26 protein-coding genes are annotated in these 25,477 nt (G+C 76.2%); 10 read left to right on the forward strand and 16 right to left on the reverse strand.

What is annotated here, in order from left to right:
• Positions 1-79: 79 nt before the first annotated feature.
• Entirely contained in the window at positions 80-1,657 is a 1,578-nt protein-coding gene (locus tag MF672_RS13450) for a serine/threonine-protein kinase (RefSeq protein ID WP_247815241.1), read from the forward strand.
• Here the strand turns inward: MF672_RS13450 and MF672_RS13455 are convergent.
• Genes MF672_RS13455 through MF672_RS13465 form a run of 3 tightly spaced genes read right to left on the reverse strand, consistent with a single transcriptional unit; the run spans position 1,603 to position 5,008 of the window.
• On the reverse strand, positions 1,603-2,316 hold the full coding sequence (locus MF672_RS13455) for an L-2-amino-thiazoline-4-carboxylic acid hydrolase (protein WP_242382180.1): 714 nt from the start codon (positions 2,314-2,316) through the stop codon (positions 1,603-1,605). The genes MF672_RS13450 and MF672_RS13455 overlap by 55 nt on opposite strands.
• Positions 2,313-2,489 carry a hypothetical protein gene (locus tag MF672_RS13460; RefSeq protein WP_242382181.1) on the reverse strand — a complete coding sequence of 59 codons (177 nt, stop codon included), beginning with the start codon at positions 2,487-2,489 and terminating at the stop codon, positions 2,313-2,315. The genes MF672_RS13455 and MF672_RS13460 overlap by 4 nt, the downstream gene beginning before the upstream one ends.
• Positions 2,486-5,008, reverse strand: coding sequence for a cation-translocating P-type ATPase (locus MF672_RS13465; RefSeq protein ID WP_308210486.1), 2,523 nt, complete (start codon positions 5,006-5,008; stop codon positions 2,486-2,488). Before MF672_RS13465 ends, MF672_RS13460 begins: the two co-directional genes overlap by 4 nt.
• Before the next feature lie 218 nt (positions 5,009-5,226).
• On the opposite strand from MF672_RS13465, the gene MF672_RS13470 reads away from it, so the two are divergent.
• Positions 5,227-5,661, forward strand: coding sequence for a hypothetical protein (locus MF672_RS13470; RefSeq protein ID WP_242382183.1), 435 nt, complete (start codon positions 5,227-5,229; stop codon positions 5,659-5,661).
• On the opposite strand, the gene MF672_RS13475 is transcribed toward MF672_RS13470, so the two are convergent.
• The 4 genes from MF672_RS13475 to MF672_RS13490 all read right to left on the reverse strand — a co-directional run bounded on the left by MF672_RS13475 (position 5,600) and on the right by MF672_RS13490 (position 8,993).
• On the reverse strand, positions 5,600-6,508 hold the full coding sequence (locus tag MF672_RS13475) for a sulfite exporter TauE/SafE family protein (protein ID WP_242382184.1): 909 nt from the start codon (positions 6,506-6,508) through the stop codon (positions 5,600-5,602). The two genes, MF672_RS13470 and MF672_RS13475, sit on opposite strands and share 62 nt — an antisense overlap.
• 43 nt (positions 6,509-6,551) lie before the next feature.
• The gene (locus MF672_RS13480) at positions 6,552-7,124 is read right to left on the reverse strand and encodes a rhodanese-like domain-containing protein (RefSeq protein WP_242382185.1); all 573 of its coding nucleotides are present in this window, start codon (positions 7,122-7,124) and stop codon (positions 6,552-6,554) included.
• Positions 7,125-7,164: 40 nt separating this feature from the next.
• Positions 7,165-8,505: an MBL fold metallo-hydrolase gene (locus tag MF672_RS13485; protein WP_242382186.1), complete on the reverse strand. Its 1,341-nt coding sequence runs from the start codon at positions 8,503-8,505 to the stop codon at positions 7,165-7,167.
• An 89-nt stretch (positions 8,506-8,594) separates the two neighbouring features.
• Positions 8,595-8,993: a hypothetical protein gene (locus tag MF672_RS13490; protein ID WP_242382187.1), complete on the reverse strand. Its 399-nt coding sequence runs from the start codon at positions 8,991-8,993 to the stop codon at positions 8,595-8,597.
• A gap of 177 nt (positions 8,994-9,170) precedes the next feature.
• On the opposite strand from MF672_RS13490, the gene MF672_RS13495 reads away from it, so the two are divergent.
• Positions 9,171-10,376 (forward strand): cytochrome P450, encoded by a 1,206-nt coding sequence (locus tag MF672_RS13495; protein WP_242382188.1) that lies wholly within the window; start codon positions 9,171-9,173, stop codon positions 10,374-10,376.
• Here MF672_RS13495 and MF672_RS13500 read toward each other — a convergent pair.
• A complete protein-coding gene (locus MF672_RS13500) occupies positions 10,343-11,068 on the reverse strand; it encodes a hypothetical protein (protein WP_242382189.1) in 726 nt (241 codons plus the stop codon). The genes MF672_RS13495 and MF672_RS13500 overlap by 34 nt on opposite strands.
• A gap of 139 nt (positions 11,069-11,207) precedes the next feature.
• Between MF672_RS13500 and MF672_RS13505 the strand changes: the two genes are divergently transcribed.
• Genes MF672_RS13505 through MF672_RS13520 form a run of 4 tightly spaced genes read left to right on the forward strand, consistent with a single transcriptional unit; the run spans position 11,208 to position 14,254 of the window.
• Positions 11,208-11,615 (forward strand): TOBE domain-containing protein, encoded by a 408-nt coding sequence (locus tag MF672_RS13505; RefSeq protein WP_407654724.1) that lies wholly within the window; start codon positions 11,208-11,210, stop codon positions 11,613-11,615.
• A gap of 10 nt (positions 11,616-11,625) precedes the next feature.
• Positions 11,626-12,420 carry a molybdate ABC transporter substrate-binding protein gene (modA, locus tag MF672_RS13510; protein ID WP_242382191.1) on the forward strand — a complete coding sequence of 265 codons (795 nt, stop codon included), beginning with the start codon at positions 11,626-11,628 and terminating at the stop codon, positions 12,418-12,420.
• A gap of 44 nt (positions 12,421-12,464) precedes the next feature.
• Positions 12,465-13,226: a molybdate ABC transporter permease subunit gene (modB, locus tag MF672_RS13515; protein ID WP_242382199.1), complete on the forward strand. Its 762-nt coding sequence runs from the start codon at positions 12,465-12,467 to the stop codon at positions 13,224-13,226.
• Complete coding sequence (locus MF672_RS13520; RefSeq protein ID WP_242382192.1) at positions 13,223-14,254, forward strand: ABC transporter ATP-binding protein; 1,032 nt, start codon at positions 13,223-13,225, stop codon at positions 14,252-14,254. Before modB ends, MF672_RS13520 begins: the two co-directional genes overlap by 4 nt.
• Positions 14,255-14,267: 13 nt before the next feature.
• On the opposite strand, the gene MF672_RS13525 is transcribed toward MF672_RS13520, so the two are convergent.
• Positions 14,268-14,669, reverse strand: a complete 402-nt coding sequence (locus MF672_RS13525) for an STAS domain-containing protein (RefSeq protein ID WP_242382193.1) — start codon at positions 14,667-14,669, stop codon at positions 14,268-14,270.
• 335 nt (positions 14,670-15,004) lie between these two features.
• Between MF672_RS13525 and MF672_RS13530 the strand changes: the two genes are divergently transcribed.
• Positions 15,005-15,448 (forward strand): ATP-binding protein, encoded by a 444-nt coding sequence (locus tag MF672_RS13530; protein ID WP_242382194.1) that lies wholly within the window; start codon positions 15,005-15,007, stop codon positions 15,446-15,448.
• Here MF672_RS13530 and MF672_RS13535 read toward each other — a convergent pair.
• From MF672_RS13535 to MF672_RS13545, 3 genes are all read right to left on the reverse strand, one after another.
• Positions 15,404-15,979 (reverse strand): ATP-binding protein, encoded by a 576-nt coding sequence (locus tag MF672_RS13535; RefSeq protein ID WP_242382195.1) that lies wholly within the window; start codon positions 15,977-15,979, stop codon positions 15,404-15,406. The two genes, MF672_RS13530 and MF672_RS13535, sit on opposite strands and share 45 nt — an antisense overlap.
• A 225-nt stretch (positions 15,980-16,204) precedes the next feature.
• Positions 16,205-17,374 (reverse strand): glycosyltransferase, encoded by a 1,170-nt coding sequence (locus tag MF672_RS13540; protein WP_242382196.1) that lies wholly within the window; start codon positions 17,372-17,374, stop codon positions 16,205-16,207.
• Between the two features lie 130 nt (positions 17,375-17,504).
• A complete protein-coding gene (locus tag MF672_RS13545) occupies positions 17,505-17,777 on the reverse strand; it encodes a GlsB/YeaQ/YmgE family stress response membrane protein (protein WP_242382197.1) in 273 nt (90 codons plus the stop codon).
• Positions 17,778-18,018: 241 nt separating this feature from the next.
• Here MF672_RS13545 and MF672_RS13550 point away from each other — a divergent pair, with 241 nt between their 5' ends.
• On the forward strand, positions 18,019-19,065 hold the full coding sequence (locus MF672_RS13550; RefSeq protein ID WP_247815242.1) for a protein-L-isoaspartate O-methyltransferase family protein: 1,047 nt from the start codon (positions 18,019-18,021) through the stop codon (positions 19,063-19,065).
• Positions 19,066-19,071: 6 nt separating this feature from the next.
• Here the strand turns inward: MF672_RS13550 and MF672_RS13555 are convergent, their stop codons facing one another.
• The 4 genes from MF672_RS13555 to MF672_RS13570 all read right to left on the reverse strand — a co-directional run bounded on the left by MF672_RS13555 (position 19,072) and on the right by MF672_RS13570 (position 24,699).
• Entirely contained in the window at positions 19,072-21,999 is a 2,928-nt protein-coding gene (locus MF672_RS13555) for a hypothetical protein (protein WP_247815243.1), read from the reverse strand.
• Positions 22,000-22,067: 68 nt separating this feature from the next.
• Positions 22,068-22,262 (reverse strand): ferredoxin, encoded by a 195-nt coding sequence (locus MF672_RS13560; protein WP_242384128.1) that lies wholly within the window; start codon positions 22,260-22,262, stop codon positions 22,068-22,070.
• Positions 22,263-22,285: 23 nt separating this feature from the next.
• On the reverse strand, positions 22,286-23,497 hold the full coding sequence (locus tag MF672_RS13565; protein WP_242384127.1) for a cytochrome P450: 1,212 nt from the start codon (positions 23,495-23,497) through the stop codon (positions 22,286-22,288).
• 32 nt (positions 23,498-23,529) lie between these two features.
• Positions 23,530-24,699: an NAD(P)/FAD-dependent oxidoreductase gene (locus tag MF672_RS13570; protein ID WP_247815244.1), complete on the reverse strand. Its 1,170-nt coding sequence runs from the start codon at positions 24,697-24,699 to the stop codon at positions 23,530-23,532.
• 88 nt (positions 24,700-24,787) lie between these two features.
• On the opposite strand from MF672_RS13570, the gene MF672_RS13575 reads away from it, so the two are divergent.
• Entirely contained in the window at positions 24,788-25,423 is a 636-nt protein-coding gene (locus MF672_RS13575) for a TetR/AcrR family transcriptional regulator (RefSeq protein WP_242374255.1), read from the forward strand.
• Positions 25,424-25,477: the final 54 nt, after the last annotated feature.

Consider the following 25,477-nt stretch of genomic DNA (forward strand, 5'->3'; position numbering starts at 1 on the left):
GGCGAACGTTGTCGATCACCTTGGGAACGGGCGCGCGGTGAGACGCATGCTTGCGGACGATCAGGGTAAGCCGGGCGCTATGTCTGCTTCGCGTTATGAGGGCTGGTTACTGGCGGGTCGTTACCGACTGCAGGCCGAACTCGGCCGGGGCGGCATGGGCCGGGTCTGGCGAGGCCGCGACGAGCTGCTCGACCGGCCGGTGGCCGTCAAGGAGGTCGCCCTCGACCACCGGCCGCAGTCCGAACGCGAGGCGCTGCTCCGCAGGACCATGAGCGAGGCCCGGCTGGCCGGCCGGCTGAGCCACCCGAACATCACCACCGTGTACGACGTGGTCGAGGCCGACGGGCGGCCCTGGATCGTGCTGCAGCTCGTGCCCGCGCCCACCCTCGCCGACGTCCTCGCGCAGGACGGCCCCCTGCCGCCCGCCACCGTCGCCGGGATCGGCCTCCAGATCCTGGACGCGCTGGCGGCCGCGCACGCCGCCGGCGTCGTGCACCGCGACGTCAAACCGGCCAACATCCTGCTGGACGACGACCGCCGGCACGCCGTCCTGACCGACTTCGGGCTCGCCACCAGCGTGGAGCGGCCGGTGGGCGTCACGGAGGCGGGCATCGTGGTCGGCACCCCGGCCTACATCGCGCCCGAACGCGCCCGGGGCGGCACGCCCACCCCGGAGAGCGACCTGTGGTCGCTGGGGGTGACGCTCTACACGGCGGTCGAAGGGCGGTCGCCGTTCGAACAGGGGGCGGCGCTGGCCACCATCAGCGCCGTGCTCACCGCCGACCCGGAGCCGTTCGAGCGGGCGGGGGCCCTGGCGCCGCTCATCGCCGCGCTGCTCAGCAAGGACCCGGCCGGGCGGCCCAGCGTCGCGGAGGCCCGCCGGCGGCTGCGGCGGGTCTGCGCCGTCGCCGCCGGTCCCGGTCCCGCTTTCGGTTCCGGTTCCGCCTCGCGGACCCGCGTCCTCGAGGTCGCCCCGCCCGAGCCCGTTCCGGCCGCGCCCGCCCTTTCCGCGTCCATTCCGGCCGCGCCCGCTCTTTCCGCGTCCATTCCGGCCGCACCCGCCCAGGCCGAGCGTGCCCCGGCCGAGCGTGCCCCGGCCGAGCGTGCCCTGGCCGTGTCTGTGCCGTCCGGGCCTCGTACGGCCGAGGCCGTCACCCGTGCGCCGGGGCGGCGTCGTTTCGGGGTCAGAGCCGGGGTCACGCGGTTCCAGCCGGACCACGTCCGGCATGTCGCGCTGGTGGGCGTGCTGGTCGCCGCGGCCCTGGCCGCCGCGAGCTGGCACACCGAGGCGCCCCCGACGGCCGCGGCGCGGCCCATGGCGGGCACCCCGCCCCGCCGGCCCAGCCGTCGCCCGCCGGGACGACGGAGACGCGGCCGAGCGGGGTGCTGCAGGCGCAGCCGGCGGCGGCCCGGCGGCGCACCGCCGACCGGCGCCGGACGGCCAGGCCCGCGGCGGCCCGCACCGCCGCGACCTCGTCGCCGCACGGCGAGGCCAGGAAGCTCGCCGAGCCGGCCAAGCACGTGCCGCCCAAGCACGTGCCGCCGGGGCTCGCCGTCGCGCACCCCGGGAAGGGGAAGGCCAAGGGCCGGAAGTAGCCGTCGTCAGCAGGCCCGCGCGCGGCTCTCCGACGGCTTCTCCCCGGCGGTCATGACGTAGCGGAAGTCGCACAGCGGGGCGCCGCCGGCCAGCGTACGGGTACGCGCGAAGCGCACGCCCGGCGGCAGGTAACCGCTGATCGCGAGGTCGCCCGCGCACATCAGCGGCGCCAGCTCGGGCGCGCCCTGGGCGGCGAGGAAGGCCACGGCGCCGCAGCGGGTGACGTCCACCCCGTAGAAGCGGCCGGGGGCGGGGGCGAGGTAGCGGAAGCGCCAGCCGGCGGGCTCGTCGAGCAGGTTGGCGCTCCAGAACCACCAGCGGCGCAGCAGCAGATGGGCGCGCCGGTGGCGGTAGACCCAGCGCACCAGCGGGCTGTCGAACTGGGCGCGCATCCAGGCGGTGACGAAGCGCTCGACGAGTGCCAGCCGCTCGGCCCGCGACAGGGCGGTGGGCAGGGCGGTGGGCAGGCCGGTGGGCAGGCCGGTGGGCAGGGCGGTGGGCAGGGCGGTGGGCAGGGCGCGGTAGAGGGCGAGGGAGTCCACCGCGATGCGCAGGGTCATCCGGCTCATCGGGGCGCGCAGGCGGGGGACGGCTGCTTCGAGGGCGTCGTACTGGCGGGACATCGACCGCCGCAGCCCGGCCCGCTGGGCCGGGCCGGACAGCAGGGGAACGGCGAGGCGCAGCGCGTGCCTCCGCTGCCGGCGGGAGATCGTGCTCATGTCCGCTCCCCGGACAGGGCGAGGCCGAGATGGGTGGTCAGGAGACGGGTCTCGCCGGTCACCAGGGCAGGGGAGGCGGCGGCCACGCGCGGGTGAGCCGTCACCAGGCACGGGCCGGGCCCCGGCGGATCGGGAGGTTGCGAGGTGAAGGTGACCTCGGTCCGTTCGGTCATGACGGTCTCCGGTCGCGGGGCGGCGGGACGGGCTCGCGGTGCAGGACGCGGTCCAGGCGGGCGGCGGCGTACCCGAGGACCGACAGCGCGGCCACGACGAGCAGGTCCGGCAGGGTGAGGGGGACGGTGCCGAGCAGGTCGCGGAGCAGCGGCACGTACAGGCCGGCGAGCTGGAGCCCGAGCGCGCCGGCCACGGCGAGCAGCAGCGCCGGGTTGGCGAGGGAGCCGGGCCGGGCGCGCGAGCCGAGCGCCACGCCGAGCTGCACGGCGCCGAGCGCGAAGAACGCCATGCTCTGCCAGGGACGCCCGGTGTGCAGGGCCCAGACGGCGACGCCGAGCGTGACGGCGGTCAGCACGACCGCGATGCGGATCACCCGCTGCCACAGGCCCGCGCCGAGGATGCTCTGGTCCGGCGGGCGCGGCGGGCGGCGCATCACGGCCGGGTCGGCGGGCTCGCCGCCGAGCGCGACGCCGGGCAGGCCGTGGGTGAGCAGGTTGACCCAGAGGATCTGGGCGGGCAGCAGCGGCAGCGCGAGCCCGAACAGCGGGCCGAGCAGCATGACGGCGATCTCGGTGGCGCCGCCGGACAGGCCGTAGACGAGGAAGCGGCGGATGTTGGCGTAGACGCGGCGGCCCTCCTCGACGGCGGCCACCACGGTGTCGAGATCGTCGTCGGCGAGGACCAGGTCGGCGGCCTGGCGGGCGACCTCGGTGCCGCGGCCGCCCATGGCGACGCCGATGTCGGCGCGGCGCAGGGCGGGGCCGTCGTTGACGCCGTCGCCGGTCATCGCGACCACCTCGCCGCCGGCCCGCATGCCCTCGACGAGGACGAGCTTCTGCTCGGGGGTGGCGCGGGCGTACACGGTGGCCCCGGCCGGCGGGCCGGGGGCGTCGCGGCAGTCCACGATGGGGTCGGCGGGGCCGATGACGCCGAGCTCGGTCGCGACGGCCCGCGCGGTGCCCGGATGGTCGCCGGTGATGAGGACGGGACGGATCCCGGCGCGGCGGCAGGCGGCGACGGCCGCGGAGGCGGCCTCGCGGGGCGGGTCGAGGATGGCGACCAGCCCGAGCAGCCGCAGCCCCTCCTCCGGCACCCGCTCCGGTACGCCGTCCAGGTCGGCGACGGCCACGGCCAGCACCCGGTACCCCTCGTGCGCGAGCCGTTCCGCCTCCGCCGTGGCCCCGGCCACCAGGGCGGGATCGGCGGCGAGGACCGGCGCGCGCAGCAGCGCCTCCGGCGCCCCCTTGCAGATCACCCGGGACCGGCCGCCGGGCAGCCGGTGCAGGGTGCTCATCCGCTTGCGCACGCTGTCGAAGGGCCGCTCGGCCAGGCGCGGGCAGCGCTCGTTCAGCTCGTGCCGGTCCAGGCCCAGCTTGGCCGCGGCGGCCAGCAGCGCGGCCTCGGTGGGGTCGCCGAGCGCCCGCCACTCCTCGCCGTCGTCGCCGCGCAGCAGCCGGGCGTCGTTGCACAGGGCGGCGGCGGTGAGCAGGCCGGTGAACGCCTCGGCGGGGGCGTCGCCGTCGAGCCGGCCGTCCGGGCCGTAGCCGGTGCCGGTGAGCGCGGCGCGGGCGGCGGGCGTCCACAGCCTGCGGACGACCATCTGGCCCTCGGTGAGGGTGCCGGTCTTGTCGGTGGCGAGGACGGTGACCGAGCCGAGCGTCTCGACGGCGTGCAACCGGCGGACGAGGGCGTGCCGCGCCGCCATCCGCCGCGCCCCGAGCGCCAGGCTGAGGGTGACCACGGCCGGCAACGACTCCGGCACGGCCGCCACCACCAGGCTGATCGCGGTCACCACCATAAGCTCGACCGGCTGCCCGCGTACCAGGCCCAGGGCCCCGACCACCACGCACAGGAACACCGTCACCCCGGCCAGCAGCCGCCCCACTCCGACCAGCCGCCGCTGCAACGGCGTCAGCCCGGACCCGGTCGCCATCAGGCCGGCGATCCGCCCGGCCGCGCTCGCGGCGCCGGTCGCGCACACCTCGGCCCGGCCGCGTCCCCTGACCACGACGGTGCCGGAGGCGACCTCGTCGCCGGCGCTCTTGTCCACCGGCACCGACTCGCCGGTCAGCGCGGACTCGTCCACCAGCAGCGCCGCCGCCTCCTCCAGCCGGGCGTCCGCCGGGACGATGTCGCCTTCGGCCAGCACCAGCACGTCGCCGCGGACCACCTCGGCCGCCGGGACCTCCTGCTGCGCGCCGTCCCTGACCACCCGGGCCACGGGCGCGGTGAGCGCGGACAGGGCGGTGATCGCCCGGTCGGCGCGCACCTCCTGCGCCACGCCGACGGTCGTGTTGACGACGATGACCAGCAGGATCACGGCCATGTCGGTCCAGTCGCCGGTGATCGCGGTCAGCGCCGCGGCCACCAGCAGCACGACGATCAGCGGGTCGCGGAGCTGCCCGGCGACCCGCCGCCACAGCGGGGCGGGCGGCTTGGCGGGCAGCAGGTTCGGGCCGTCCCGGTCCAGTCGCACGGCGGCCTCCGCCGACGACAGCCCACTGCGCGACATGACCATCGGTGCCCCCAAACCCGTTCCGCGGCGCGCGTCTCCCCCTATCCTCGCTGCTCACAGCGGTACGGCCAGGGCCGAAGGTCCCGCGCGCCGCCGTCCGACGACCTCACGCGGGCACCTCGGCCACGGAGTGAGGACCTTCGGCTCTGCTGCGCGCCGGCCGGGGTGCCTACCGTTGGGCTCGACCCCGTTCCTCGCCGTCGGAGGCTGCTGGAGGTCACGTGAACACACTCGCACCGGCGCGCCGGCCGCTCGCCGCCCGCCGAGCCGGTTACACCGTCGCCGCGGTCATCGACGCGGCCCTGCTGTACGCCGTCAACGTCCGCCCGGGGTGGCAGGTGGTGCCGTTCCTCACGGCGGGCACCGTCCAGGTGGTGTGGCTGGTCAACCTCTCGATGATCGTCGGGCTGGCCGCCAACCTGATCTACGTGATCCACGACCCGCGCTGGCTGCGCTCGGCGGGCGACCTGGCGGGGGCGGTGGTCGGCACCGCGGTGCTGATCAAGACCCTGCGGGTCTTCCCCTTCGCCTTCGGCGAGTCCGCCGTGAACTGGGAGCTCGTCGCGCGGACCGTGCTGATCGTGGCGATCGTCCTCACCGCCGTGGCGGCCGTCGCCCACCTCGTGTCCCTGCTGCGGCAGGCGTCCGGGAGGTAGCCGGCCCGGGGGCGGCGTGCCTGCGCCTGTGCCGTACGGCGAGCGCCGCGGTGGCCGCGGCGCCTGCCAGGGCGACGGCCCAGACGTGGGGCAGCAGCGCGGGCGGCGCCTGCTGGACGAGGACGAAAGCGCCCATGGCCAGCACGAACCACCCGAACCCTTTGCGTAGCCGGTCCGCGTCGACCCGGCCGGCGAGGGCGCCGCCGATGAGCCCGCCGACGACGGCGGCCGCGGTCACCGGCAGGGCCAGCGCCCAGTCGACGGGCGTGCTCGCCAGGTATCCGGCGAGGCCGGCCAGCGACTTCATGGCGATGACGAGCAGCGAGGTGCCCACGGCCACGCCCATCGGCAGGCCGCCGAGCAGGACCAGCGCGGGCACCACGAGGAACCCGCCGCCCGCGCCGACGAGCCCGGTCACCAGGCCGACGCCGATCCCTTCGGCGATCACCGGCAGGACGGGCAGCTCGTGCCGCGCCGGCCGGGCGGCCGGGACGCGGCGGTCGCGGATCATGGCGACGGCGGTGGCCAGCATCATGGCCGCGAAGGCCGCCATGAGCAGCGCCTCGGGCAGGTGCGGGCCGAGCAGCCCGCCGCCGTAGGCGCCCGCCATGCCGGCCGCGCCGAAGATCAGCCCGGTGCGCCAGCGGATGCGTCCGGCCCTGGCGTGGCCGACGGCGCTGACGGCGCTGGTCACCGCCACGACGAACAACGACATGGCGATGGCCTGCTTGGCCGGCACGCCGGCGAGGTAGACCAGCACCGGCACGGTGAGGATGGAGCCCCCGCCGCCGAACAGGCCGAGCGTCACGCCGACCACGACGGCGGCGGCGAGGGTCAGGGCGAACATTTATACCCCCCGGGGTATGCAGAAGTCATGGGAAAGCGCCTCCTCACGCGTTCGCCCGCGTCCCGCGCAGGCGGGTGAGCGCGGCCTCGACGTCCACGCCACCGGCCTGGTTGTACGGCAGCCTGGACAGCAGCAGGCCCATCGCGCAGGTGTCGGTGAGCGCGGCGACGGCCAGGCCCGCGCCGACGAAGGCGGCGACCAGCACCACGGCGGGGATCCACAGGCTCGCCAGCGCCGAGGCGAGCACGATGCCGCCGGCGACCAGGCGGACCTGCCGCTCCAGCGCCCAGCGGGGGCGCCCCCGCGTGACGGACCCGCCGAGGGCGGTCCAGGCGCTCATCCCGCCGTCGAGGACGACGACGTCGGCCAGCCCGGCCTCGCTCAGCGCCGTCCTCGCGCGCTCGGCGCGGCCGCCGGTCTGGCAGACGATCAGCAGCCGGCCGCCGGCGTCAGCGACGATGCGCCGCAGGTGGGCGTCGATCTGGTCGAGGGGCAGGTTGATGGCGCCGTCGAGGTGCGCGGTCGCGAACTCGGCCGGGGTGCGGACGTCCACGACGAGGACGTCGGGGTTGGTCGCGAGCAGATCGCGGGCGGCGGCGGCGTCGATGCGGGACACGGAAGGGGTTCTCCTGTTCGAGAGGCGGTGAGGGGATGGGTCAGGCGGCGCGGTGGTCGCGGAGCGCGGTGCCGAGCTCGGCGACGCCGGCGCCGGTGAGCACGATCGGCCGGTAGCCCTCGCGGGCGAGCAGGGCGGCGGCGATCGCGGCGCGGCGGCCGGAGGCGCAGGCGACCAGGACCGGCCGGGCCGGGTCGAGCTCGCCGGGGACGCCCTGGGCGAACAGGTCGGGCAGGAACCGCTCGACCGCGCCCGCCAGCGGCGTCTGCTCCCGTTCGGCCGGCATCCGCACGTCCAGCAACTGGGCGCCGGGCCGGGCCAGGAGCTTGACGAAAGCGTCGAGCCCGGCCAGCTCGTACGTCTGCGTGGCGGCCGCGCCGGGGCCGCGGAGCACGCCGCGGACGGTGTCGACGCCGATCTGGGCGAGCTGGGTGACGGCGGGGGCGACGTCCTGGCCGGGCTCGGCGACCAGGGTGATCGGCTCGGCGTAGGGGAGCAGCCAGCCCGTCCAGCTGCCGAAGTCGTCGTCCAGCTCGATGCCGTACGAGCCGGGCAGCATGCCACGGGCCTGCGCCTGGCGCGGCCGGAGGTCCACGACGTGCGTGCCGGGCGCGGGCGCGTCCAGCTCGGGCACCTGAACGGGGGGCATGGGCGGCACGCCGAGGGTGTTGGCCGGGCCCATGTGCCGGTAGAAGGCGGGGATGGGCATGGGGGCGGCGAGCAGCGTGTCCGCGAGCGTCTCGGGGTCGCCGATGGCGAGCAGCGGGTTGGTGCGCAGCTCGGCTCCGATGGTCGAGGTGAGGCGGCCCGCGCCGGTCGCGGTGCAGAACGAGCCCTCGCCGTGCGTCGGGTAGAGGGCGACGCCGGGCGGGAGCGCCGCCAGGCGGCGCAGCGAGACGTGCTGCAGACGGGCCAGCGAGCGGGCGCGCTCGGGGCCCAGCAGGTCGGGCCGGCCGGCCGAGGCGACCAGCAGGCTGCCGCCGGAGAACAACGCGACCGGCTCGCCGTCGATGAGCACCAGGTAGCTGGTGTGCTCGGGCGTGTGGCCCGGCGTGTGCACCGGGCGGACGGTCAGGCCCGCGCCGCCGTCGAGGTCCTCCAGGTGGAAGGCGGGCGTGTGCCGGTAGGCCGGGGCCGCGGCGGCCGGCAGGACCAGCTCGGCGCCGGTGCGCAGGGCGGCCTGCTCGCCGCCGGAGACGTAGTCGTTGTGCAGGTGGGTCTCCAGCACGAACCGCAGGTCCACGTCGCGTTCGGCGGCGGCGCTGAGGAAACGGTCGATGTCGCGCTGGGGATCGACGAGAACGCCCTTGCCCTCGTGGACCAGCAGGTAGGTCTGGTCGCCCAGGCCCGGTGTGCGGAACGCCGTGACGTCCGTGCTCATGCTTGCTCTCCTTATACCCCCGGGGGTACCTCCATGTGCTTCGAATATACCCCCAGGGGTACAGGGGTAGGCAAATCAGGCCTGGCGCGTCAGGGGGTGGTCGTGTAGCACTTCGCGCCGGCGCCCGGCGCGTAGCCGATCTGGCCGAGGGCGTCGGTGGCGACCGCCTCGTACACGGCGGGCCGGCTCGGCGAGCAGGCGAAGGTCTGGCTGACCTCGCCGACGCTGCCGTACTGGTCGGCGCTGGTGCTGTAGTGGACGCCGTCCACGTACCAGTCGACCCGCCACGGGCCCCAGCCGCCGATGACGGTCGCGGTGCACCTGATCTTCAGCCTGGTCCAGCTCTCGCACCCGACATGCAGGTACACGGCGAGGCTCCGGCGCGAGGCGGCGTCGGCGCGGTGCGCCGTCCCGCCCGCCAAGAGCGTGGCCGCCGTTGTCAGGGCCAGGGCCAGCGCGAGGGCGCGGCTCCGGTGGGCGTGTCGCATGTCGTCCCCCAGTGATCTCGGTTCCTGAGCACCAAGGGAAATGCATCGGGCCGGGCGGTGACAGGGCCACTGCCCAGCCGGATCACCGCCGCAGTGGCCCTGACGCGAGCCGGGTGGAACGCGGTGGAACGCCCTGCCGGGTGCACCAGCCCGCGCGACGACGGAGGTACCCGCCCCATGCCCAGGCCGAACCACACGACCACCCGCAGCCCGGACGTGCCCGTGCACCTCAGGCGGGACGGCCTCGACCCGGCCCCCGAACTGGCCCGCCTGCGCGCCGAGCGGCCGGTGACCAAGGTCCGGCTGCCCCGGGGCGCGGAGGTCTGGCTGGTCACCCGGTACGACGACGTCCGCGAGGTGCTGGGCGACGCCGCCCGCTTCAGCAGCGCCGACGGCGTGCGCGCGGGGCTCGGCAGGCCGACGCCGCGTCAGGGCGCGTTCGGGGTGCTCATCGGCTACGACCCGCCCGATCACACGCGGCTGCGGCGCCTGCTGGCCCCGGAGTTCACGGTACGGCGGATGGAACGCCTGCGTCCCCGCGTCGAGGCCATCGTGGCCGGGCACCTGGACGCCATGGCCGCCGCCGGGCCGCCCGCCGACCTGGTCACGTCCTTCGCGCTGCCCGTCCCGTCCCTGGTGATCTGCGAGCTGCTGGGCGTGCCGTACGCGGACCGGGCGGAGTTCCAGCAGCGCAGCGCCCGGCGGCTCAGCGTGACGCTCGACGCGGAGGCGCAGGTCGCAGCGGGCCTGGAGTCCCAGGCGTACCTGCGGGAGCTGGTCGCCCGGCAGCGCAGCGACCCCGGCGACGACCTGATCGGCATGCTGGTCCGCGAGCACGGCGCCGGGCTCGCCGACGAGGAGCTGGTCGGGCTCGCCGACCTGCTGCTGCTCGCCGGGCACGAGACCACCGCCAACATGCTCGCCCTCGGCACGCTCCTGCTGCTCCGCGACCCGGAGCAGCGGGAGCTGGTACGCCGGGGGCAGGACGTGGACCGGGCGGTGGAGGAGCTGCTGCGGTATCTGTCCGTCGTGCACGCGGTGCTGCCGCGTACCGCCCGCGAGGACGTCGTGCTGGCGGGGGAGCGGATCAGGGCCGGGGACGTGCTGCTCTGTTCGCTGCCCGCGGCCAACCGCGACCCGGCGGTGGGCGGCGACCCGGAGCGCTTCGACGTCTCCCGCCGCCCGGCGAGCGGTCATGTCGCCTTCGGGCACGGCGTGCACCACTGCCTGGGGGCGCCGCTGGCCCGCCTGGAGCTGCGCGTCGCCTTCCCGGCGCTGCTGCGGCGCTTCCCCGGGCTGCGCCTGGCGGCGCCGGTGGAGGAGCTCGCGTTCAAGAGCCTGGCGGTCATCTACGGGGTGGAGTCACTGCCCGTCACCTGGTGAACAGCCCTGCTGTGCGTGGCGGTCAGGAGCGCGCCCGTGCGGATCAGACCGGCCAGCAGCACCGGGACGCCGACGGCCCAGCAGCGCAGGCCGGCCAGGGGTCCCTCGTTCACGTGCCGCCCGTTGCCCTGGACCTCGGGCGCGAGCGCGCCGGCGATCACCGGCAGCAGGAGCAGCGCGACGCCCGCGAGGAGCAGCGCCAGGCTCGCCGCGAACGACTGCCGCGGCCGGTAGGGGCGGGCGGCCAGCAGGGTCAGGACGACGGCGCAGCAGGCGGCGGGCGCGGCCACCTTGCCGGCCCAGTGCAGCAGCATGGTCGTCCCGTACCACCGCTCGTCCGGCAGGGGCTCGGCGAAGTAGAGGACCGGATCGGGCGGGCCGTTCAGGTCGCGGGCCGTGCCGAGCAGGCTGCCGCCGACGAAGGCGCCGGCCAGGACGGCCCAGCGCCGGGTCGCCGAGAGGTTCGCGGGCGGCAGGACCGCGAGGGCGGCCGTGGTGGCGAGCAGGCCGAGCACGACGCCCTTGGCGGTGCCGTCGGCGAACGGGATCCACGCGTTCCAGGGGTAGTTGCGGACCGTGGCGGCGGTCCAGGCGCCTACCGCGCCCCAGGCCAGGGCGCCGGCCGCGACCCCCGCGCACAGCAGGTCCCAGATGCGGCGGTCGCGGTCGAGCGCGGGAGGTCGGGGGGCCATCGGATCACTATGGCGGGCGGGAGGCCGATGGGCAATCGCGGGCGGATGCGAGCGGAGACGGGCGGAACGGTACGTGGTTGCGAGAGGAGAGGGGCGGTCAGGGTGGTAAATGCGGGCGGTATGGTGCACGCTTGTGATGATGTTCCGGATCAGCGAGGCCGCCGCGCTGCTCGGCGTGAGCGCCGACACCGTCCGCCGCTGGGTGGACGCCGGCCGGCTGCGGGCCGAGCGGGACGAGCACGGCCACCGCCGCGTCAACGGCCCCGACCTGGCCGCCTTCGCCCGCGCCCAGGTGGAGGCCCCCGGCGGCGGGGGCAGGTCGTCGGCGCGCAACCGTTTCCGCGGCATCGTGACCGAGGTGCTGAGGGACGCGGTGATGGCGCAGGTCGAGATCGCCGCGGGCCCGTTCCGCGTGGTGTCGCTGATGAGCCGCCAGGCGGCCGACGAGCTGGGGCTGGAGGCGGGAGTGGTGGCGGACGCGGTGATCAAGTCCACCAACGTCGTCGTGGAGATCCCCGGCCACGAGCGCGTGGCCGGCGGCCAGTGAGGAGCCTGCCTTGGTGACCGGACGACTCTCCCGGCGGGCAGCCGCGTTCGCCGCCGTGCTCCTGCTGGGCACGGCGGGGTGCGGCGCCGGCCCGACGGCCGCCACCCACGCGCCGGCGGACGGCGGCGGAGGGGGCGGGAAGGTGACGGTGTTCGCGGCGGCGTCGCTGACCGAGACGTTCACCGCGCTCGGCAGGACCTTCGAGGCCGCCCACCCGGGCACGAAGGTGACGTTCAACTTCGGCTCCAGCGCGACCCTGGCCCAGCAGATCACGCAGGGCGCGCCGGCGGACGTGTTCGCCGCCGCCAGCCCCGCCACCATGAAGACGGTGACCGACGCCTCCCTGGCCGCCACGCCGGCGACGTTCGCGCGCAACAAGCTGCAGATCGCCGTCCCGGCGGACAACCCGGCGAAGGTGGACGAGCTGAAGGACCTCGCCGACCCCCGGGTGAAGGTGGCCCTGTGCGCCGAGCAGGTGCCGTGCGGGGCGGCGGCCGTCAAGGCGCTCGACGCCGCCGGGTTGAAGGTCACGCCGGTCACCCTGGAGCAGGACGTCAAGGCCACGCTGACCAAGGTCGAGCTGGGCGAGGTGGACGCGGCGCTGGTGTACCGGACGGACGTGATCGCGGCCGCGGGCAAGGTGCGCGGCATCGCGTTCCCCGAGGCCGACCAGGCGGTCAACGACTACCCGATCGCGGTGCTGACGAAGGCGCCCGCCGGCGACCTGGCCAGGCGGTTCGTGGCCCTCGTACGGTCGTGGCAGGGCGCGGACGTGCTGGCCGAGGCCGGTTTCGAGGCCCCTTGACCGCGCTGCGAAGACGCCGGGGCGTCGCCGGCCGGCTGCCGTGGATGCTGGTCGTGCCGGCGCTGGCCGGGCTGGCGTTCCTGGTGCTGCCGCTCGCCGGGCTGCTGGTCCGCGCCCCCTGGGCCACGCTGCCGCGGCGGCTGGCCGAGCCGCACGTGCTGGAGGCGCTGCGGCTGTCGCTGGTCACCGCCACGGTCGCGACCGCGGCGTGCCTGCTGCTCGGCGTGCCGCTGGCCTGGCTGCTGGCCCGTACCGACTTTCCCGGCCGCCGCGTGGTCCGGGCCCTGGTCACCGTGCCGCTGGTGCTGCCGCCGGTCGTCGGCGGCGTCGCGCTGCTGCTGGTGCTGGGCCGGCGCGGGCTGCTCGGGCAGTGGCTGGAGTCGAGCTTCGGGGTCACGCTGCCGTTCACCACGGCGGGGGTGGTGGTGGCCGAGGCGTTCGTGGCGATGCCGTTCCTCGTCATCAGCGTCGAGGGCGCGCTGCGCGCCGCCGACCAGCGCTACGAGGAGGCCGCCGCCACGCTGGGCGCCTCGCGGTGGACGGTGTTCCGCCGGGTCACGCTGCCGCTCATCATGCCGGGGGTGGTGGCGGGCGCGGTGTTGTGCTGGGCGCGGGCGCTCGGCGAGTTCGGCGCGACGATCACGTTCGCGGGCAACTTCCCCGGCACCACGCGGACCATGCCGCTCGCGGTCTACCTGGCGCTGGAGACCGAGCCGGAGGCGGCGATCGTGCTCAGCCTGGTGCTGCTGGCCGTGTCGGTGGTCATCCTGGCCAGCCTGCGCGAGAGGTGGGTGAGCGCGCCATGACGTTGCGGGCCCGGCTGGTGGTGGAGCGGGCCGCGTTCACGCTGGACATCGAGGTGGCGGCCGAGCGGGGAGAGGTCGTCGCGCTGCTCGGCCCGAACGGCGCGGGCAAGACCACCGCCCTCCGCGCGCTGGCCGGGCTGACGCCGATGACCGGCGGGCACATCACGCTCGACGGCAGCACCGTGCACGCCCTGCCGGCCGACCGGCGGCCGATCGGCATGGTGTTCCAGGACTACCTGCTGTTCCCGCACCTGTCAGCCCTGGACAACGTCGCCTTCGGGCCGCGCTGCCAGGGCCTGTCCAAGGCGGAGGCGCGCGCGATCGCCGCCGGGCTGCTGGAGCGGGTCGGGCTGGCCGAGCACGCCGCCGTCCGGCCGCGGCGGTTGTCCGGCGGGCAGGCGCAGCGGGTGGCGCTGGCCCGTGCGCTCGCCGTCCGGCCGCGGCTGCTCCTGCTGGACGAGCCGCTGGCGGCGCTGGACGCGCACACCCGGCTGGAGATCCGCTCCCGGCTCCGCCGCCACCTGACGGACTTCGACGGCGCCACCGTCCTGGTCACCCACGACCCGCTGGACGCCATGGTGCTGGCCGACCGGCTGATCGTCATCGAGCGCGGCGCGGTCGTCCAGCAGGGCGCCCCGGCCGAGGTGGCGCGCCGGCCGCGCACCGACTACGTGGCCCGGCTGGTGGGGCTGAACCTGTACCGGGGCGTGGCGGACGGGGCCCGGGTGCGGGTCGGCGAGCTGCTGTTCAGCACGGCTGAGCAGCTCGCCGGGCCGGCGTTCGTGGCGTTCCCGCCGGCGGCCGTCGCGCTCTACCGCTCCCGGCCGGACGGCAGCCCGCGCAACCTGTGGCAGGGCCGCATCGAGGGCATCGAACGGCACGGCGACAACGTCCGCGTCCACCTGGACGGGCTGGTCGCCGCCTTCGCCGACATCACGCCCGCCGCCGTCGCCGAGCTGGACCTGAGCCCGGGGCAGCAGGTGTGGGCGTCGGTGAAGGCGACCGAGACGCACGCCTACCCGGCCTGAGCGCGGCGCCGGCTCAGAACGCGGGGTCGCCCGGCGGCGCGGGGTGCGGGATGTCGGGGAGCTTGGGCCGGGAGTGACCGTTCGCGGGGACGTAGAGGTGCCCGTCCTCGCTGAGGGACCAGCCGAGCAGCTTCAGCAGCCGGCCCACCACGGGCCTGATCGCGTCGAGCACGAGCTTGCGCGGCGCGGGCAGCCCCGCGGCCGTCGAGGTGATCTTGCGCAGGCCGGTCACGTCGATGAAGGTGAGCGCGCCCAGGTGGAGGTGCACGTCACCGTCGCCCTGGCGGACGGCCCACGCCAGCGCGCGGGCCAGCAGGTCATGGCTGTCCCGGTCGATCTCGCCGCTCACGCGCAGCCCGAACGGGTGCACGACCGGCGAGATCCGGGCGTTGCCATCGAAGGTGAAGGACGTCATCACGCCTCCGGCGGATCCAGGACCTGATCCGGGCGCGGCTGAGCACCCCGTGCCGGGGCGTGAGCGCAGCGGCCGGCGCGCGCGGACGCGCGCGGGCGGCACCGGCGCCACCGGACACCGGTGATCGGCCGTGTGCTCGCAGTCGCGCCCGGCTCAGCTCGCTTACGAGGTCACGCGTCGCTACTGCCCGCGACGGAGCGTTCCATGCCTGTCACCCCCGCACGCTGGGCTTCCCCGGCGAACCGGACGGCGGTGAGTTTAACGATCGCAAGCCCGGTAACCCGTTAGACGCCCGGCTTTTCCACTCAATGACCCCTGACCCCGGGTGTGACGACATGACTGCTGAGTACGAGCTGCGCCGCCCGGGCGGCGCCGACCTCGGGTACGTGCGCCGGCTGGTGCGCGCGCACGCCGAGCACAGCGGGCTGGCGCCCGAACGGGTGGAGGACCTCGTCCTGGCGGCCAACGAGGCGGCCACCAACGTGCTGGACCACGGCGGCGGGCACGGCAGGATCGCGGTGCGCGAGCACGACGGCGACCTGGTCGTGGAGATCACCGACGCCGGCGGCCGGCTGCGCGAGGAGCACCTCGCCGCCGCCGACGGCTCCGGCCTGTGGGTGGTGCGCAACCTGTGCGACGAGGTCAGCGTGGCGCGCAACGGGGCGGGGTCGTCGCTGCGGCTGCGCATGGCCAAGGTGCGCGAGCCCGCCGGGCCCCGGCCTGTCGCGACGGGCTCAGGGGCGTTCGGCGGCGGCGTCGCTCGGGCGCGGACGTCCTGAGCCGTCCTCGGGCGGCTCGCCCTCGCCCCGGCCGTCAGGGGACAGCGGCGTGGCGCGGTGGCACCGCAACCGGATGACCCGCCGCGGCCCCGGCCACTCGCGCGGCGGCACGTCCGCCGACGAGCGCTCGCCCGGCGGCTCCGCCACGGACCGGTAGGCCATGAACAGCTCCAGCCGGGAATGCCCCTCCGGATGGTCCAGCCGCACCTCGTCGCACACCTGGCGGATCACCCAGAGCCCCATCCCGCGGGTGGGCGGCCACGGCGGCGGGCGGTCCAGGTCGGCGGGGCGCAGCCGGCCGGCCGGGTCGACGATCTGCACCCGCACGCCCCGCGCCTCCCGCCACAGGTGGATGGCGCCGGTGCCGGCCCCGTGCTCCAGGACGTTGGTGACCGCCTCGTTGACCGCGAGGACGAGGTTCTGCAGCCGGTCGCCCGCCAGCCCCGCCTCGGCCGCGAAGGCGTGCACCGCCTGACGGATGGTGTGCAGGTCGGCGTCGATCGGCAGTGACCTGCCAATCGGCTTGTCCATCACGTCCTCCGTCCTCACGCCGGCAGCCGGAGCGCTCCCAGACAGGGATACGGCTCCGGGCGCGGCGATGGTCGCCGCGGAAGCCGAAAAACCATCGAAAGCAGCTCGCATCAGCCAGTGTCCCGCTTCAGCGTGACGAACGGTTGCAGATCGCTTAACCCGGACGAGCCTGCTTCAGCAGGCACAGCGTTGGGGGGCGCGTCGGGCCACGCCCCCGGGCGGGCCTCACAGGGCCAGGAGGTGGCGGGCGGCGGTGCGGGCGCCGTCGTCGCGCATCTTCCCGGCGAGGGCCTGGGCGCGGGCCGCCACGTCCGGTTTGAGCGCGCAGTCGAGCGCGGCCGTCAGGGACCCGGCGGACGGGACGCCGGGCGGGTGCGCCGCGCCGATCCCCAGCTCCTGGACCCGTCCCGCCCAGTAGTGCTGGTCGTAGAGCTGCGGCAGCACGACCTGGGGAGCGCCGGCGCGGGCGGCCGCGGTCGTGGTGCCCGCCCCGCCGTGGTGCACGACGGCGGCCACCCGCCGGAACAGGGCCTGGTGGTTGACCTCGTCGACGGAGAGCAGCCCGGGCGGCGCGAGCTGCCCCCAGCCGCGCGCCACGACCGCCCGCACGCCGAGCTCGCGGGCCGACCCGGCGACCGCCTCGGCGAGGCCGTCCGGCACCCGCATGCTGCCGAAGCCGTAGTAGACGGGCGGCTCGCCGGCGTCCAGGAACGCCTCCAGCTCCGCGGGCAGGGGACGCTCGTCGGGGAGGAGCCAGGCGCCGGTCTGGAAGACGGCGTCGTCGCCGGGGGACGGCCAGGGCGCGAGCGCGGGGTCGGCGGCCAGCCACGGCAGGCCGGTGAGGACGTGACCGCGCACGTCACCGGCCGGCGGCAGGCCGAGCGCGGCCCGCCCGGCGTCGAGCGCCGCGCCGAACAGCTCGTTGAAGCTCTCGGCGTCGCGTTCCCACAGCTCGCGGTTGCCGGACGCGGGCGGCCGGCCCGGCACGAGCGGCGGCGCGTGGTGCGGCGAGGGCAGGACGGCCGGGCAGTAGGCGGTGAAGACGTAGGGGATGCGCAGGGACTCGGCCACCGAGCGGGCGGCCAGTTGCAGGGCCGTGGCGGCCACGATCACGTCGCAGCCCCCGGCGGCCGGGACGAGCGTCGCGAACTGGGCGGCGACCGTCTCCTCCGCGAGTGAGCGCCGGTGCTCCCGCACGCGGGGCGCGGCGGTGGCCGTGCTCCGCAGCTCGGGGCCGATGGCGACGACGGGGAAGCCGAGCCCCTCGATCCACGCGCGGAAGTCGGGCGGCACGCAGAGCCGGGCCTCGTGGCCGAGCTCCCGCAGCTCCGTGGCGAGCGCCACGAGCGGCTGCACATCGCCGCGCGACCCGATGGTGGACAACAACACGCGCATGGCGAGACCCCCAGAGCATCCGGCTCACGACCTCCCGATTGTGCGGGAGGGCCGGGGTCTTGCGGCAAGTCCCCCTCGCCGCTGTACGGTCAAAGCGGCGAGGGGGACGCGGCACGGGGTCGCGGAGGGTTTACGGCACGCGACGCCTGCCCCAGAGGCCGGCCGCCAGGGCCACGCCCACTCCGGCGAGCACCACCTGGAGGATCAGCTCGATCCAGTCGATGCCTTTGGTGTCGGCCACCCCGAACGCGGCGGCCACGGCGGTGCCGATCAGGGCGGCGACGATGCCGATCAGGATGGTGAGCCAGATCGGGATGTTCTGTCTTCCTGGCACGACCAGGCGTCCGAGGACGCCGATGATGAGCCCGATGACGAGGGCGGAGATGATGCCGGTGACTGCCACGCTGCACGCTCCTGTCGCTCGGCGACCTGACCTGGGGGCAGGTGCAGGTCCTCGCGTCTTTACCTGACAGTGCGGTTGCTGCCCATTTGCGCAATATAGAAACAACGGCCTGATCGCGGGCCCGGCCGGGGCGACGGCCGTTTGCGCAAAGCACCGGACCCAGGCGTTCCCGCACGCTACCGTGACCACCGCGGTGACCACCGCGGACAGGGCATGACCTGCACAAACCGTGGGAGGTGCGATGGACGCCGACCGCCTGCTCGCCGCGGCCGTGGACGCCGTGCCGCGCGCGCACTACACCGACCATCCCGAGCTGGGCGCGCCGCCGCAGACCTCGCCGCCCAAAGTCGTCCAGCGCGACCTCGCCCGGGCCGGGGCCGGCCTCAGGGGCGCCCGGGTGCTGGAGATCGGCACCGGCACCGGCTACACGGGCGCGCTGCTCGCCCAGCTCGTCGGCCCGGCGGGGCTCGTGGTGTCCGTGGACGTGGACGGGCGGCTGGTGGAGCGGGCCCGGCGGCTGCACGCCGAGCGGCGCTGCCCGGTCACGGTCGTGTGCGGCGACGGCCACGACGGCGTCCCCGACCACGCGCCCTACGACCTGGTCATCGGCTGGTGCGCCCCCGCCCTGCTGCCCGACGCCTGGCTCAAGCAGACCCGGCCGGGCGGGATCGTCAGCACCCCCGTGTACGTGGCCCCGGCCGCCCGCGCGGTCGGCCACGTCCGCGCCGAGGTCACCGGCGACGGCGGGCTGACCGGCGTCCGGCTCGCCACCGCCTCCTACGTCGACATGGGCGACGCGGCGAACGTCACGCTGGGCGCGCCCCTGCTGCACCTCGACGCCACGTGCGGGCCCTCGTACGTGTCGGTGGCCTGGCGCGGGCGCGCCGGCGGCGAGCCGGCGGCGGCGCTCGCGCTCCTCGACCGGCCGGGCCACGCCGAGCCGCACCCCGTCGGCCTGCACGGCGAGCAGGCCGCGGCGGCCTGGCACACGCGCGCCCTACGTCGCCGCCCGCGACCACGCGCGCGGCGAGGGCGCGTTCAGCACGGGGCAGCGGCGCGCCGGCGGGAGTCGGCCTCGGCCTCACCGGCGGCGGGGACGCCGCCGTGGTCACCGGCTCCTGGGGCTGCGGGCCGCCACCCCGGCTCGGCCGCGCTGGCGGCGCTGCGCGAGCACCTGCGGGCCTGGGACGCGGCCGGCCGGCCCGGCCTGGACCGGCTGGCGGCCGAGGTCACGCCCGCCGACGGCGGCCGGCGCGTCCAGGTGACGCTGCCGCCAGGGGCGGCGTGAGCGCGGTCACGGCGACGGGCTGGCGGTCGGGGACGGCTCCTGCGCCGGGGCGCTGACCTGCGGCAACGGCGCGATGACGTTGTTCACCAGGGCGGTGGCGACCGTGGTGCCGGCCGCGATGACGACCGCGGTCACCGGCGCGGCGAGGGCGCGCAGGCTGCGCACGTTCCGCAGCCGCCCCCACGGCTCGCGCGCCAGCGACATGAGCCGCCACTCCCACCACAGCCCCAGCCCGATGCTGACCACCGCGATGTCGCCGAGCGCCACCAGCATGCCGATCAGCGCCTCCCGCACCGTGGGCGCGCCCGGGTCCGCGGACATGGCCGCGGCCAGCGTCTGGAGGTATCCCGGCAGCTCCACCAGGGCCGCGGCGACCAGCAGCGTCAGCGACTTCGCGATCGGGTCGTCGCCGCGCACCCGCGGGTAGAAGTAGCCGAAGACCAGGCACAACGCGGGCAGCGTCAGCAGCGTCATCGCCGCGAGCAGGATCTGCCCCGGGGTGCTGCGCCAGGTGTCGAGCGACTCGTAGACCCGCAGCGCGGAGAAGGGCAGCGACAGCAGGATCCCCACCCCGAACGCGGCCAGCCCGTTGCGCCAGGGCGAGTGCCCGGCGAGCGTGGTCAGCGCCAGGTCGGAGTCCAGGGGCCGGGCGCTGCCGTCGGCGGCGCGTTCGAGCGCCGCCCGCCGCTCCTCGAACGCCGCCACCTCCAGCCCCTCGGCCGGCGGCCGGCGCAGCAGGTTCGTCAGCGCCGCCCGGACCGTCCTGCGCCGGATCAGGTCACGTACGAGCAGCCGGTGCTCGGCCCCTGACACCTCGGCCCCCTCGGGAGGCGGGCGGGACAGCAGCCAGGTGACCCCCGCCCAGGCCGTCACCGGCAGGACCAGCAGGCCCCCGGTCGGCTGCAGCCGCAGCACCAGCAGGAGCAGCACCGCCGTGTGGTAGGCGGTGGCCGCCGTCAGCGCCGCGCCGCCCGCCCCGATCCTGCGCAGGCGGAGCAGCAACATCGCCAGCACCAGCGCCGGCAGCCCGACCAGCATGATCGGCAGCAGCGTGGCGGCCGGCTCCTCGCCCGCCTCCTGGGTCCACGGCCGGAGCAGCCAGGACTCGGGGAAGATCGCGTAGACGACGACGGCGAGGCTCAGCGCGACCGCCGCGCCGCCGCCCGCGGTCCACGCCGCCGACCAGCGGCGGTTCACCTCGGCGAGCCAGCCGCACGCGGTCAGGGCGAAGGACGTGGCGAGCAGGACGGTCCACACGGCGATGCCGGGGAAGGCGCCCGTCCACACCGCCCGGCCCGCCGGCAGCACGCCCGACCCGGCGAGCAGGAGCACCGCCCAGGGCAGCAGCCGCCGCCACGGCCGCACGAGCGCGCAGCCGGTCAGCAGGGCGGCGGCCCCCGCCAGCCACCAGGCCACGGCCGCCGGGCCGAGCAGCACGCCGAACGCCCACAACGCGAGCGTCGCGCCCGACACGGCCACCGCCGTCCAGGCCGCGACGGCCGCCGGGCGCCGCCCCTCGCCGCCGAGCGCGCGGCCGGCCGAGCGCAGCGCGAGCACCGGCAGGCCGATCACCAGGAGGGCGAGCCCGGCCCAGCGCGCCGCGCCGGCGCCGCTCAGCCCCAGGACGAGCGCGGCGGCGGGCAGCGCCGCGAGCAGCCGGTTGCGGCGCCGCCGCCACCAGTCCCGGCCGAGCGCCCGCGCCAGCGACATCCCGACGAGCAGCGTGCCGGCGATCGCGGCCGCCCAGGCCAGCGCGGTCCCGGCCCGGGTCAGCGGGGCGACGTCGGAGCGCTGGAACTCCTCGCCTGAGCCGGTCGCGGTGTCCCGGCCCTCCTCGACCCGGGCCGCGATGACCGGGTCGTCGGTCAGGTAGTCGGCGACCGAGGCGGTCTCGCCGTCCCGGACGAAGGCGGCCCTGAGCGCGCCGCCGCCGGCGTCCAGGCGGGCCGAGCGCGCGTCCTGGGCGAGCGGCGGCGGGCCGGTCACGCCGGCCAGCGTCCAGCCGTGCGCGGCCACGACGAGCTGGTGGGAGGAGAAAGGCAGCCGGCCGGCGTCCGGGTCCGGCGGGGTGAACTCGATCCCGACGAACGTGGCGCCTCCGTCGGCGGCGTAGTTGCCGTAGCCGACGCCGGTGAAGGTGACGACGGCCTGCCGGGACCCCGGCTCCACCCGGATCGCGGGCGGGAGGAAGGCGGCCGGGTAGACCGTGTTCGTCTCGGCGGCCTCGGTGTCGCCGAGCCTGCTGGTGACGAACGCGGTGGGCGCGCTCGCCGCCGCGCCGAGGCGCAGGGCCGCGAGGTCCGGGTCGTCCGCGGGCAGGCGCAGCTCGTGCGTCACCCGCAGCTCGTAGACGCGGTCCGTCAGGTCGCCCCGGTCGAGGACGGCCCGCGCGGCGGCGGGGTGGCGGCGCCAGGCGCCCGGCGCGGCCTCGGCCAGCGACACCCACGTCGTGGCGGTCCGCGGGACGGGCGCCGGCGTGGGGGAGGCGCGCGGCGGCTCGACCACCAGCAGCGCCCTGCCGGCCGCCGGTCCGGGGGCGGGGTCGCCGGCGGCTCCGCACGCGCCCCACACGTCGTACCGGCCGGCCGGCAGGCCCGTGCGCAGTGTGGCGACGCCGCGCAGCCCGCCCGTGGCCGCCCGCTCGTCCAGCAGCACCGGCTCGGCGAAGGCGGCGGAGCCGGCCGTGGCGTCCGTCGCCCCCGCCCCGCACGAGACCGTGACCGCCACCTCGGCCGCGCCCGGCGGCACCAGCGGCGGGTCGAGGACGACCGCGGCCTGCGGCGGCGCGGGCTCCTCCGACGGCGGGCCGGCCGCTCCCGGCGGGGGAGCGGGCGCGATACGGCCGACCAGCCACACGCCGGCCGCGAGCAGGACGAGGGCCACGCCGAGCCACCCGAGCGGGCGGCGGCGTGGCCGGGCGGGGGGCTTGTCCACATCCGGCATCATCGGGGGAGCCGGGGCTCCCGCTCAACGCCGGCGACGGATTCCTCGCGCGCCGCTGATCAGTCGGCGACCTCGATGGCGAACGCCGGGCAGACGGCGGCGGCCTCGCGCACCGCGGCGTGCCGGTCCTCGCCCGGCTCGGCCTCCAGCAGGACGACGATGCCGTCCTCGTCACGCTGGTCGAACACCTCGGGCGCGATCAGCACGCACTGCCCGGCGCCGCAGCACTTGTCCTCGTCGACGGTCACTTTCATGCGGTGTCTCCCTCGATCGGTGATTACCAGCGGACCGGTACGGTGCGCAGACCGCCGACGGCCAGCCCCTCCACGCGCTCCAGCTCCGCCTCCGGCACGGCCAGCTCCAGCGTGGGCAGCTTGCGCAGCAGCACCTCCAGCACGACCTGCAGCTCGGTGCGGGCCAGCGCCTGCCCGAGGCAGGAGTGCGCGCCCGCGCCGAAGGCGAGGTGCGGGTTGGGGCTGCGGGTCAGGTCGAACTCGCCGGCCGCCTCGAAGGCGCTCTCGTCCCGGTTGGCGGCGGCCATGCTGCAGATGACGGTGGTGCCCCGCGGCAGCTCGGTGCCGTCGATCTCGGTGCCCTCCTTGAGGTAGCGGGGCAGGCCGAAGCCGGAGTTGGCGTCCAGGCGCAGCGACTCCTCGACGGTGCCGCGGATCAGCGTGGGGTCGGCCAGCAGCGCCTCCCAGCGGGCGCGGTCGGCGAGCAGCATGGCGACCATCTTGCCGATCATGTTGGCGGTGGTCTCGTGCCCGGCGACCAGCAGCGCCATGCCGGTGACCAGGATCTGCAGGTCGCTCAGGCCGCCCTCGTCCGGGCCGCCCGCCGCGATCAGCTCGCTCAGCAGGTCCTCGCCCGGCTCGGCGCGCTTGCCGGCCAGCAGGTCCGTCATGTACTGGAAGAACTCGGCCTGGGCGGCCTCGATCTCGTCCTTGCCGTAGCGGGTGAGGTTGAGCAGCGTGTCCGACCAGTACGAGAACCGGTCGCGGTCCTCGGCCGGGACGCCGAGCATGTCGCAGATCACGTACACCGGCAGCGGGAAGCCCAGCGACGCCTTCAGGTCGCCGGGGGCGCCGCGCCCGACCATCTCGTCGATGAGGTCCTCGGCGATCCTGGCCATGGCGGGCCGCATGGCGTTCATGCGCTTGGCGGTGAACCACTTGCTGACCAGCCGCCGCCAGTGCTGGTGCTCCTCGCCGCCGTCGGGGATGATCGTCGCCATCTCGCTGCTGAAGACGCCGCCGCCGTCGGCCGACAGCCGGGCCGCGTCGGGCGCGTTGAGCTGGCGGGTGAAGCGCGGGTCGGCCAGCACCCGCTTGACGTCCTCGTAGCGGGTCAGCAGCCGGGCGCGGTCGCCGCTCGGCAGCTCGACGTGCGCGACGGGACACTTGGTGCGCAGCTCGGCCCACTCCGCGGGCGGCTGGAGCGCCGCGTCGTTCGGGATGGGGTAGGGCAGGACCTGCTCGTCGATGGTCATGCGTCTCCTTGGGAAGAGGGGTGGGGCGCTCGTCACGCGGGCGTGAGCGGCTGGCCGGCCAGGACCTGCTGGCGCAGCAGGCGGGCCTGCTTGGGCATGTTCCAGCCGAGCACGGCGGTGACCCGGCCGCCCTCGCGGTAGAGAGCGGCGAAACGGTGCTGCTCGGGGTCGCCCTCGGCGACGGTGACGGCCGCCGCCGGGGACGGCAGGCCGTGGGCCTGGATCTTGACGTCGTACTGGTCGGTCCAGAAGTAGGGGATCGGCGTGTACGGGCGGTCCGCGCCGAGGATGTTCGCCGCGACCGTCTGGGCCTGCTCGGTGGCGTTGGTGCGGTTCTCCAGGCGCAGCCGCCGGCCGAGCCCCTCGTGGTGGAAGGAGGCCACGTCGCCGACCGCCCAGACGCCGGCGGCGGCGCGGCAGCGGGCGTCGCACTCCACGCCGTCGCCCAGGCCGAGGCCGCTGCCGTCGAGCCAGCCGGTGGCCGGGCGGGAGCCGACGGCGACCACGACGGCGTCGGCGGGCAGCAGCTCGCCGGTGGCCAGCCGGACGCCGGTCACCCGGCCCCCGTCGCCCACCAGCTCGCGCACCGCGACGCCGAGCCGCAGCCGCACGCCGCGCTCGGCGTGGACGCGGGTGAGCAGGCCGCCGACGTGCGCGCCGAGCTGGTCGCCGAGCACGGCCTGGCCCAGGCCGGCGAGGGTGACCTCCAGGCCCAGGCCGCGGGCGGTGGCGGCGATCTCGCCGCCCAGCACGCCCTCGCCGACGACCACCAGCCGGGTGCCCGGGGTCAGGTGGGCGCGCAGGGTCAGGGCGTCGTCGAGGCCGCGGAGGACGTGCACGCCCGCCAGGCCGTCCTGGCCGGGTAGCCGGTGCGGGACGAGGCCGGTGGCGAGGACCACGGCGTCGGCGCGCAGCACGCGCCCCGAGGCGGTGGTGACCGCCCGCGCCCCGACGTCGAGCGCCACGGCCGGCTCGCCCCTGACGAACTCGGCGCCCAGCGCGTCGAGCTGCGGCCGGCCGCGCAGCCGGGCCCGCTCCGGCTCCCAGGCGCCGGCGAGCACCTGCTTCGACAGCGGCGGCCGGTCGTAGGGCAGGTGCGGCTCGGCGTCGAGCAGCGTCAGCCCGCCGTCGTGGCCGAGCCGGCGCAGTGCTTCGGCGGTGCTCAGGCCGGCGGCCGAGGCGCCGACGATCAGAACGTCCACGTGATCCTTTCCGTCGGTTCCGACCCGACCACAGTACCTTACAACTGCAAGTTAACTGACAGATGTAAGCCAAGGGTAAACTCAGTAGGTGGCCACCACGAAAGACAGCAGGACCCCGTCCGTAGACCGCCGCGTCCTCCGCACGCAGGCGACTCTCGCGCGGGCGCTGCTCGCCCTCGTCGAGGAACGGGAGCTGTCCCGGATCAGCGTCTCCGACGTGGCCGAACGCGCCGGCGTCAGCCGCACCGCCTTCTACGACCACTACCGCGACGTGCACGAGCTGGCCGAGGCCGCCAGCACCGCGATGATCGACGGCCTGATCAGGTCGCTGCCCTCCCCGGGCCCCGGGTCGGCCGATCCCGAGCGGGAGGCCACGCGCTCCCTGGAGGCGTTCTTCGCCAGCCTGGCCGAGCACGCCGGGCTCTACCGCAGCCTGCTCGGGCCGCAGGGCAGCGCGCGGGTGGCCGACCACATCCGCCGCCGGCTCACCGCCGCCGTCCACAACCGCGTCCGCCAGGCCAACGACGGCACCGCCCCGGCCGACCCGCTGGACATCCCGCACGACGTGCAGGCCGCGTTCACGGCCGGGGCGATCTTCGGCGTGGCGGCCGACTGGCTCCAGCGCGAGTGCCCGGAGCCGCCCGCGCGGATGGCCGCCCTGACCTGGCCGCTCTTCCACGCGCTCTACGGCGTCGTGAACCCGCCGGGGGCCGCCGCGTCCTGAGCCGGGCGGCTTCCCAAGTCGGCTCCAAGCCATGGACAAGAGCGGTCACGCAGC

The sequence above is a fragment of the Actinomadura luzonensis genome (assembly GCF_022664455.2).
GTDB lineage: Bacteria > Actinomycetota > Actinomycetes > Streptosporangiales > Streptosporangiaceae > Nonomuraea > Nonomuraea luzonensis.